This is a genomic window from Mycoplasma sp. AC1221 (assembly GCF_054353815.1).
Genome location: NZ_JBTHHH010000001.1, coordinates 79676 through 91352, shown reverse-complemented (window position 1 = coordinate 91352; position 11677 = coordinate 79676). Strand labels below are relative to the sequence as shown.

General features: G+C 28.5%; 7 protein-coding genes. 5 read left to right on the top strand and 2 right to left on the bottom strand.

Annotation, left to right across the window (positions count from 1 at the left end; translation table 4 throughout):
* Positions 1–23: 23 nt before the first annotated feature.
* Complete coding sequence (locus ACXYRK_RS00325; protein ID WP_458617450.1) at positions 24–4445, bottom strand: PolC-type DNA polymerase III; 4422 nt, start codon at positions 4443–4445, stop codon at positions 24–26.
* A 1-nt stretch (position 4446) separates the two neighbouring features.
* Complete coding sequence (locus tag ACXYRK_RS00320) at positions 4447–5454, bottom strand: phosphatidate cytidylyltransferase (protein WP_458617448.1); 1008 nt, start codon at positions 5452–5454, stop codon at positions 4447–4449.
* Between the two features lie 70 nt (positions 5455–5524).
* On the opposite strand from ACXYRK_RS00320, the gene ACXYRK_RS00315 reads away from it, so the two are divergent.
* The 5 genes from ACXYRK_RS00315 (at position 5525) to ACXYRK_RS00295 (ending at position 11671) form a co-directional block, all read left to right on the top strand.
* A complete protein-coding gene (locus tag ACXYRK_RS00315) occupies positions 5525–6268 on the top strand; it encodes a phosphotransferase (protein WP_435130382.1) in 744 nt (247 codons plus the stop codon).
* A gap of 19 nt (positions 6269–6287) precedes the next feature.
* Positions 6288–6641, top strand: a complete 354-nt coding sequence (locus ACXYRK_RS00310) for a hypothetical protein (protein WP_458597301.1) — start codon at positions 6288–6290, stop codon at positions 6639–6641.
* Positions 6642–6702: 61 nt separating this feature from the next.
* Positions 6703–7257: a hypothetical protein gene (locus ACXYRK_RS00305; protein ID WP_458617446.1), complete on the top strand. Its 555-nt coding sequence runs from the start codon at positions 6703–6705 to the stop codon at positions 7255–7257.
* A 45-nt stretch (positions 7258–7302) separates the two neighbouring features.
* Positions 7303–9999, top strand: coding sequence for a cation-translocating P-type ATPase (locus tag ACXYRK_RS00300; protein ID WP_458617444.1), 2697 nt, complete (start codon positions 7303–7305; stop codon positions 9997–9999).
* A 43-nt stretch (positions 10000–10042) separates the two neighbouring features.
* Positions 10043–11671 (top strand): hypothetical protein, encoded by a 1629-nt coding sequence (locus ACXYRK_RS00295; protein WP_458617443.1) that lies wholly within the window; start codon positions 10043–10045, stop codon positions 11669–11671.
* Positions 11672–11677: the final 6 nt, after the last annotated feature.

The window sequence follows — 11677 nt, the reverse complement described above, 5'->3', positions numbered from 1 at the left end:
AACAAAATACATGTTTTGTTAGATTAAAATAAAGTCATTTGATCATTTTCCTGCAAGTGATCTAGTATTTTAAGTTCTAATAACCTTTTATACAAAGTTTGATTGATTCCACTTCGTGTTTTAAAGTCTTCACGTGATTTAAATTTCATTTCAGAACGAGCAGCAACAAGTTTTTCGGCAGCAGCAATACCTAAACTCTTAATAGTTGTAAATGGAGGTATTAGACAGTTATTTTCATAATCAATAACTCATTCCTTAACTTTTGAAATTTCTAAATTTATATTACTGATGCTAAATCCACGAGCATAGCATTCACGTGCTATTTCTAAGGTAGTTAGAAGTTGTTTGTCATTCACTTTAGGATTTACCAATGCATTTAATTCACGAATTTTTTCATTTATTTTATGCATCCCAATATCTTCTACTAAGGTATCTAAGTCAAATTCTTCAACACGAGTACTAAAATAAGTTGCATAATACTCTAACGGTTTATATAATTTAAACCAAGCAACACGTCATGCCATTAAAACATAAGCAGTAGCATGTGCTTTTGGAAACATATATTTAATTAATTTCATACTTTTTATTGCTCATTCAGGTACATTATGTGTTCGTAATTCATTTTCTTCTTCAGGTGTTAATCCTTTCCCTTTACGTACTTTCTCCATAATGTTAAATGAATAAAGTGGATCAACACCAAGCGAGATAAGAAAATTCATAATATCATCGCGACAGGAGATAACTTCGTTCAATGACATACCGTGTTCTTTAACTAAATCCTGTGCATTACCTTTTCATACATCGGTTCCGTGTGAAAGACCAGAAAGCGAAATTAAATCAGCAAATGATTTAGGTTGTGCTTCAGCAAGCATTTTACGAACAAATTGTGTACCAAATTCTGGTAATCCTAATGCTCCAGTTGTTTCATTACCGATGTCATCCGGTTTGATGTTCATAGCTTTTGTTGAATAAAAAAGCGACATCACTTTTGCATCTTTTTTAGGAATGTCAGTTTTGACATTTAAACCTGTTAAAGTCTCTAACATTTTAATTGCTGTAGGATCAACATGTCCTAAAATGTCAAATTTTATAACATTATCATGAATTGCACGATAATCTAAATGTGTAGTTTTTCAATCTAATTTAATATCATCAGCAGGGAAATTAATCGGGGTGAAGTCTTCAACACTAAATTGATTTGGTATGATAATGATTCCACCCGGATGCTGTCCAGTTGTGCGCTTGACACCTTCTAATTTAGTTGATAAAAAGTCAATAAAATCGTTTGAGTATGGAATATTAAATTCTTCAGCCATATTTTTTATATAACCGAAACCTGTACGTCCTTGTATTGTTGAGATTGTCCCAGCACGAAAAGTTTTATCTTGACCAAAGATATGTTTGATTTCATCATGAATATTTTTTTGATAATCACCTGAGAAGTTTAAATCAATATCAGGAACTTTATCGGCATTAAAACCTAAAAAAGTTTCAAACGGAATTGAATTGCCATCTTTATCCATAATAGTTGCACATATAGGACAATTTTTATCATCTAAATCAAAGCCGGATGTGGTAGGTGGATTTTCAACTAATTCAAAATGCTTGCATTTATCACAAATATAATGTGGTGGAAGAGGATTTACTTCGGTAATACCCGCTAAAGTTGCAACTAAAGAAGAACCGACACTACCACGACTTCCTACTAAATACCCGTTATCAAGTGATTTTTTAACCAAAAGATGTGAAATTCAGTAGATCACATCAAAGTCATATTTTAAAATGGGATCTAATTCACTTTTGATGCGTTCTGAAATAATTTGTGGTAAATTTTCTCCATATTTATCTTTTGCAGTCTGATAAACTAAATTCTTAAGTTTTTCTTTTGAGTTTTCAACTGTAGGTGTATACAATTTATCTTTAATAACAACGATGTCATCATCAATCATCTGTGAAATTTTATGGCTGTTATCAATTACAATTAGCTTAGCTAATTCAAAATTTAAATAACTAAAACCTTCAAGCATTTGCTTAGTATTTAAATAATATAAATCGGGGATAACAGTAAAATCAATTCGTTTTATTGTGTCTTTTTGATTATCATCTTCATCATCTTTGCTACGTTCTTCTTTGCTATTTTTGGTTTTAAGTAAAAAATGACGACTTCCACCTAGGCCTTTTGCATAAACAAGACTCTTATAAAAAATTTGATCATTAGGATTTTCATAACGACAATCCCCGATCGCTACAACAATTTTGTTTTTTGAAAGTGCTAATTTGATAACTTGTTTCAAAAGATTTTCAATCTGTTCTTTTGTATATTCAGTGTTTATATATAAATGTTTTAATGCATCAATATGCGGAATTTCGATATAGTCACAGCGATCTATAACTTCATTTATTTTCAAATCTGATGAATATATTAGTGCATTAATTAATTCACCTTTTAGTCCACCAGAACCTATTAGAATATTCTTTTTACCCTGTAAATCATTATAAAAAAGTTTTGGTTGTCCTCAAAATCTTTGTGTTAGAGTCATTGAAACCAGCTGAAAAAGTTCTTTTAATCCCAACTGATTCTTAGCCAAGATGCTGTATTGATAATTTGAACGAACTTTTTTATAAAATGCTTCAGGATTAGGTAAATAATGATATAAATCACCTAGTGTCAATACTTGTTGTTGTTGAAAACTAAAAAGCGATTGAATAAAAGCAAGAGAAAGTATTTCTGCATCATAGTCAGCACGGTGTGCTACAGATGAGTTGTATTCAACATTGAAATAACTGCAAAAATCTCCTAATGAGTGCTTGTTTTTATCAGAAAATAAAAGTCTAGAAATCATCAATGAATCGATAAAAACTGTATTAGGAAGTTGCATATTATTATCGATAAATTTTTGTAAGATAAAATGCATATCGAAATTAGCATTGTGTGCTACAGCGATTTTGTTATTTAATAAATTATAGATTTTTTGCAATCCTACTTTCAAATCTAATCCATAATCATCCAGCATCGATTGAGTTATATTGGTAAGTTTTTGAGTAAATTCAGAGAGCTTACTGTTGCATTTGATAAAAAATTGTTCACTACCTATTTTTTTACCATTTTGAACTACAGTAGCACCAAATTCAATTATTTCACCTAGTTTGGGAGAAAGTGAAGTTGTTTCAATATCGAAAATCACATATTCACTTTCAACTAATTTGATATGTGCATCAAAGTCTTTTGTTAATATTATTTGGTTATTTTCATTTATTAAATCTAAACTTGCTCCATAAATAGGTTTTATTCCTGCTTTTTTTGCTTCAGCAACAAATTTGGGGAAAGATTGCACACTATTTGAATCTAAAATAGCCACTGCTTTATGTCCCATTTGTTTAGCAATTTTAACTATATCAGCTGCATCAAAGACACTGTCCATTGCATTCATCTTGGATTTTGTATTTAATTCGATTCTTTTTTCTTCATTATCATCAACTCTTAGTGAAATAGGATTATTAATTTTTGTAATTGAATAAATTCTTAATGTTCGACGGTATTCAGCACCAACTTGTTTGAAAATTAATACCCCGTTGATTTTGACAAAATCATTTATTTTAAAGGTTTCAACTTGTTCTGCATCATTGTTTAGATATTGAATACATTGCAACGCATCTGAAAAATCTGTTATAAAGTACTTATTAATTTTGTAATTTGCATTATCAGATATATCGGTTTTATAAATCATTCCTTCAACACTAATATAATGCTGTTCTTTATTGTGGTCTAAATTATCAATATCCTTGATTGATGTTTTATAATACTCTTTTGATTTTCTTTTGATTAACGGTTTATTGCTATTTTGTGCAGGGATTTCAACTCTAACTTGTTCTTCTTTGAGTTTTTGATATACTAAATTTAAATCAACATTAGGGATCTCTTCTTCAATAACTTTTTCATAAAATTGAGATCCGATTTGAAATTTCAATAAACCAAATTCGTGCATTTTTTTAGTTAAAAATTCAATTGCTTCAACTACCTCGTACTTAATACTTGCATCATCGTATAAAATAAATCACTTTTGATTTTGGTGATTTACATAAAGATTTTTAGGTGTTTGATTTAGCATGTTATCCAAATTTACAAACATTTTACTTTTTGTTTTTGACTTAATAATAGTGGTAATATAATCACGAAACATCGGAGCATCGATAACATAGTCATTAATGCTATAAATAACACGGTATTTGCTTCCTCGTTCGCTTTTTAATGCTTTTAGAAGTTTTACTAAATCAGTTATTTTTGGTGCATATGGTAGCTTTAAATCTACTTCGATAATTCTTTTTGAATTTCGTGTTTGCAGTTCTGAAATTGCAGCAATGTATGCTTCAGAAAATGCTTCAATATTTCCTAAACCAATTTCTGAAGCAAAGTTTGCAAAGGTGCGATCTTTGTAAAAACTCATTTTATCCCCTAAATAATGCTAAAAATGTTCAAATAAAGAAGATTAGTGAAATACTATCGATTCGATCAACAATTCCACCGTGACCTGCTAAAATTCTCGAAAAATCTTTTATTGCTAATTTACGTTTTATAAAAGAAAAATATAAATCACCTGTAATTGCAGCAATTGGCGCTAATGTAAGCAAAATAACTATTGCAGCAGTGGTATTTTTAGATGAATTTAGAACAGATGCAACATCGGTATTAATATCATACCCCTTTGCAACTCCAAAATAAGCATAAATAAACACAAAACTAATTATTAGTGCAGCAACATACCCTACAAAAGCACCTTCTCAAGTCTTTTTAGGCGAAATTAATGGTGCCATTTTATTTTTAAACATATTATGTCCTAGGTATTTTCCACCAAAATATCCACCTATATCCGAACTAACAGCGATTAAAATAAATAAGAGGATATATTCTAAACCAGATGAAACAGTGTTTAAAAATAAAAATGTTTTTATGAAAAAACTTAATATTAAACTAGTTAGTAAAAACAACAATGCCTTTAAAAATAATTCTGTAAAATAAAGATTTTTGATAATGATAATTCTAAAGATAATAAAAATAAGAACATTAACCAATAACATCAAGTGTGCTTGTCAATCAGTTCATAATCTTAATTCAAAAGCATCCAAACTGCTTATATTACTTGATGTGATAACTAAGTTTAAAAAATTAGTTCCTAAAAACATTAATGAATTTAGCAACAGTGCTTGAATAGCAGCATAAATTTTATGCTGTAAAAAGGCTAAGGAAACTTCAAAAAAGATTCAATATGCAAAAATGAAAACAAAAATCAATGCTATTGCTCGCACTGCTCAAAAACCACCTAATGAGCTTTGATATAATGGATATGATCAATAAAAACTATATCGTGTTAGCACCAATAAAGCAACTAATGCAATTAACATTATTAATGCAGGGATTAATCTAGATTTTAAAAAACTCTCTTTATTTATAGACATAATTAATATTATACATTTTATGCTTTGAATTTTTATTTAAATATATAATATTTTAAAATAAAGGAGTAAAATGGAAAAAATTAATATCGGTTATACAAATGAATCATATCACGATGGTGATTATTTTTTGCAATATAAAAAGTTTGATAAATTTAATCATAAACTTGATTATAGCATCCTTTCAGTGTTTGATTTTGTACCAAAATTACTTGAAAATGATCAAAATCATTCAAAATGGGAGTTTATTAAAAATGTAAAGGTAGATTTTAGCACATCTGATTTACATCAAATTGCTGATAACTTTCGTAAATTACATGATTCAGGTTTAAAATTTCCAAAAACTAATCATGCGGCACGTGTTAAAGAATACCGTCGCATTATAAGAGACAAAGGCTTGAAAGTACCTGTTATCGATGAATATTATAAACGCATCAATAACATCCTTTCTCATAGCGAAAATAATCGTCCATTGCATAATGACTTATGATCTGGCAATATAGTTAAAGATGAACAAGGAAAAATTTATTTTGTAGATTGAGAATATGCATCTATGGGTGATAAGCATTTTGATTTAGCATACTTTATTTGTGGTTCATTTTTAAATCCAGAACAAGAACAAATTTTCTTAGATCGTTATGAAAATTATTGAGAAGAATATTTAATTCAACAAAAAATCTTTGTTTATTACCTTGTAATTTTGTGAATTAATGAAAAAGATAATAAACCTTATGATGATAGTGCATCAGTTGCGAAACTTAAAGAGATGGTGCAATTATACGAGTACAAAAAAGCTAATAATTTATTCAAAAAATAAATTTTGCTAAAATAAAAATATGATATTTAATTTGAATGATTTGTTTATGTATTTTGATGTAGACGTTCCAGGTAGAGCAGCAGAAAAAATACCTAAAAACACCTTAATTCCCTTGGGAGTATTATTTGTTGTTTTAGCATTAATTTGTTTTGTAATTTATGCTAAATATTCCATAGCAAAAATTCGTAATTATAAGCAGTTACAAATGGATGAATATAATCGTGATAACCCTAGAAACAAAAAAACTACTTATGAAGCAACCGGAATGTATTTACCTGCTTGGCAGCGAGCAAAGTATAATATTCCATTATTTTTAGGTGTAGTTTTTATCGCATCTGCATTTATTATGTTTATGTTGTTGTTAAAAAGTTAATAATATCCTTAATATAAAATAAAAAATAGTTATAATTTTTATATATAAGGATAAACAAATTATGGATAAAAAACAAAAAAGAATATATTTTTTGACTTGAGGTTTTTTTGGGTTATTTATTTTACAACAATTAATTGCAACTGTTTATATAATTATTTTATTTGTAGGAATAATAAAGAGTATAAGTGATGATGAAAAATTAAATGAAACAGAAACAGGATATAAAATTTTGAATTTTTTAGCTGATTCTTCATCCCCTGTAGCAATTGTTTCTTATGTTATTTTTGCAATTATGTTTATTATTGGTATAGTTACCTTGGTTTTCCTCTATCACGATGATTTTAAAAGTATTCAAATGCAGAAAATTAAGAAATTATGACCTTTTATGTATGCTTTGCTTGCACTTAGCATTGCATCTCATAATATTCCATACCTTAATTATGTCAGCACATTAGGATTATTAGGTATTTTTGCATTAGGTGGAATAATAATACATAACTTTAGAATGATAAATAAAATTAAAATAGTTAATGATTTAAATATAAATAGTTCTTATCCTAATATTAATTTAGATATAGAAGACATTGATATAGAAACAAAAGATAAAATAGAATAATAAAAACACATTAATTTGTGTTTTTATATCTAAGAAAGGAGAGTTTTGAATCAAGATATTATTTATAGTGGTTTAACATCACAACAAGCAAAACAAAAACAACAAGAAAATGGATTTAATAAAATTACTAGTGAAAAAAAATTAAATATTTTTAAAGTTTTTATATCACAATTTAAAGACTTTATGATTATTTTGCTTTTAATTGCTGCAGCTTTTTCATTTGCAGTTGCAATATATGAAACAGTAAGTAAAAATTCTAAAAGTCAAACGGATATTATTGTTGGATTTATTGAACCTTTAATTATTTTAATAGTGATAGTTTTAAATTCGATTTTAGGTACATATCAAGAAATAAAAAGTGATCAAGCAGTTAAAGCATTAGAAAAAAACAATCAATTGATTTCTAAAGTGTATCGTGATGGACAACTGATGCATTTACCGGCTGAAGAATTGGTTGTAGGTGATATTATTGTTTTAGATGCAGGAGATTATGCCGGAGCCGATGCAAAAATATTGCAAGCTTACTGTGTTAATGTTGTTGAAGCGGCCTTGACTGGTGAATCATTACCTGTTGAAAAAAACGCATTAGAAGATAATCAACATCAAAATATTATTGAAAATACCAATCGCGTTTTTGCGGGAACTTATTTAACTAACGGACACTGTGTTGCAGAAGTAGTCGCAATTGGAAAAGACACTCAAATAGGTAATATTAATAAACTGATTCAAGAACAAAAACCGCAATTTACTCCTTTACAAATTAAACTTAATAAATTAAGTAAACTTTTTGGAATATCAGGTGTTGTTTTATTAGTTATAACAACAGTTATTCAATTTATTATTTCAAATGTTTTCACAAACATTTGAAATAACCCAGAAGTTTATTCTAATGCTGTAATAATAGGGATTTCACTGGCTGTTGCTGCTATTCCAGAAGGATTGATTACTTTTACAACTGTGTTATTGGCTATTGGTGTAGCAACAATGACTAAAAAACATGTCATTATTAAAGCATTTCCTGCAGTTGAGACCTTAGGAGCTACTAGTGTAATCTGTTCAGATAAAACCGGAACACTTACTGAAAATAAAATGACTGTAATGCATTTATATGATGCAATTGATCCAGATGTTCCATATGAAAAATCTTCGGCATTAGGTGCTTTTGTTGCTTGTTGTGATGCTAGTGTGCAAATAGGAGAAAATGGAGAATACATTGAAGTAGGGGACCCAACCGAAACTGGAATACTTAGGTTTGGACTAGATAACCAAAACTCTGCTCAGATGTTTTATCAAGCTTTTCAAAAATTAGATTCACTTCCTTTTGATTCAGATCGAAAAACAATGTCAGTTTTGGTAAAGAATCCGAAAGGAGAAAAAATTCTAATAACTAAAGGTGCCCCTGATGTAATTTTTGCTAAGAGCAAGGATGCTAGTGAATATCAATACCAATTAAATGAAAGTTGGGCACAAAAATCTTACCGTGTAATCGCAGTTGGTTATAAAAAAATGGATGCAAGTGCTGAAAAAATTACATTTGATGATGAAAATAATTTAGTCTTTTTAGGACTTATCGCAATGCAAGATCCACCTCGGGCAGGTGTTAAAGAAAGTATTGAAATAGCAAAACAAGCTGGTATCCACCCTGTTATGATTACCGGTGACCATCTTACTACTGCTACAGCAATAGCTACTGATTTAGGAATTTATAAATATGGTGATAAAGCTATCACAGGAGTTCAATTAGCAACGATGACTGATGATGAGTTATATAAAAATGTTCGTAATATTAGTGTCTATGCTCGTGTGTCACCGACTGATAAATTAAGAATAGTGAAAGCTTGACAAGGTTATCATGAAGTAGTAGCAATGACTGGTGATGGAGTAAATGATGCTCCTGCTTTAAAAGCATCCGATGTTGGTGTTGCAATGGGGATTACAGGGACTGATGTATCAAAACAAGCAGCAGATGTGATTTTGACTGATGATAACTTCACTACAATTGTTAAAGGAATTAAAAGTGGTCGCGAAACATATAATCGCATCAAAACTGTTATTTTAAACCTTTTAGTTTCTTCATTAAGTGAAATTATTGTAATGATTATCGGATTGTTTGTTTTATCAATTATCTTTAAAAAACACATAGCGGATGCTGAAGTAATAGTGCTATCGGCTTCACAACTTTTATGAATTAACTTATTAACTCACGGACTACCAGCGATTGCACTAGGTATGACACCAAGCAATTTAGATGTGATGCAGCAAAAACCTATTAATAAGAACCAGAGTATTTTTGCAAATGGTTTATGAAAACAATTACTTATTCAAAGTGTAATTATCTCAATTGGTGCTCTATTAGCATATTTGACAGCTGCTTTAGTGGCCATTTCTAATAACATCAAAGGCGATAATTTTATCAAACTGACATCTACTGCAACATTCATTGCCTTAGGAGTTGGTGCAAGTATTAATTCAATTAATTTGATGTCTGTAAAATCTATCTTTAGATGTAATATTAAAGAATATAAATTAGTTTATGCAGCATCACTATTTTCATTGATTTGTGTAATCTTTGTAGCATTTGTACCTGGAATAAGAGTAGCATTTAAAATGGCTGATATCTCTAAGATAGCTAATTATAATGTTGCATATTCGTTAGCACCGATATTATTTGGATTATTGCTTACTATATATTTTGAAGCAAGCAAACTAATAAAATGATACAAAAAACCTAAAACTGCATAGTTTTCTATGTAGTTTTTTAATCTCATAGTGATATAATTTTACTATGAAATTAGTTGTAAATTTAGATAATGACGCAGATAAAAATCTTCATGTTTATATAGCAAAACAAGAAAATTATGATGGTATGGATAAAATGACTAATGTTGTGGATTTAGGATTATATACTAAATTAAGTAAAAAATATCCATGACATATACCATTGATTGAATCTGCAATTAGTGATTATGATTTAAAAAATATAGTTAATGAAGATTACACAGATTTAAAAGCATATGTTGAAAAAGTTTTATCGGAAGCAAAAATAACTTATCCAACTAGAAATCCTAATGAATTATGATTAATAAAACTAATTAATAACATCGGTTTGTTTGATCATTTTAAATATGATAAAGATGATTTAAAAAACACTGTGACTATGACATTACTTAATTTGTTTTTAACAGATGTAAGGGGAGCATCGGATAAATTAATTGAACTTGATAAAATATATAAAAAATCAGACTACAAAGATAATATATACATAAAAGCACTTAATAATATTTGAAAGAATCATAAAATATTATATAAAAATGTTCAAAGAATTAGTGAGCAAATGACAGATAGCAAAATTTTATATGTTGCAGTTAAACCTATGACATATGCAGAATTCGATAATTCTAAAAAAGCAGGAACAAAATACTCCTATAATGATTTTTGACGAACCCAAAAGAATGTTGTAGCAGCTTTTAATAAGTTAGGTGCTCCTGTGTTTGTGCAAACTTATAATGTAACTTTTGGTGATGAATCCCAGTATCTTACCGACTTTTTAGATGCTTATTTGAAAATGTTTCCTAATTCAAATCCAACATTTTCAATAGAAAAAGAAATGATAACTGAAGAAAATATTCATTATATGCTTGAAAACAATATAAATTTCATTACATCAATTTCTGCATTTTATGGTGATCGTTCAGATTTTGATTACATTATGGATCAAGGTGATTATAAACATTTTAAAGATGGAAGTAAAGAAAAACAAAGAGACAAAAAACTACAAATTGATTCAAAAACGTATGATATTAAACAGGTTATAATTTGAAATAAAAAACTTGAACATGAAGATCAGATGTTAAGGAATGAATTTTTAGAAGATTATGAAAATACTGCTGAAGATGAGAGAACTTTGGGTAATTTATCAGGATATGATTTAGGACGCTTTTTAGATGAAGACCCAATAATGGATCTCGATTTAGAATCAATTGAGAAATCAAAGGAACTCGATGGTTATTTGGTTTATAAAACTAATTTAATAGATATTACTGCATCGATGATTAAAAAGGTTGATTCAGATGCAAAACAAGTTCTAAAAAATGTTGACTTATTTGAAGATGATATTCGAAATGAATTTTGGTATATATATCAAAAAAACCACTATGATGCATATAATTTATTGATTTGTTTAGCAAGTTTTTTAAAAGAATATATTATGTATCTGCTTGATAAAAATTATCCGAATAAGAAATCAAAATATACAAGAGCAAAACTTCAAGTGATGCTAAAGGCACTGCAAGCAAAATCTGTATTTAATCAGACTATAAATAAAGTTATATCTTACCAACTACCAAAAGAAAATGATACAAAGCCTGAATGAGAACTTTATAATGATATTTTCAACATTATAAATAAGGATTAAACAACT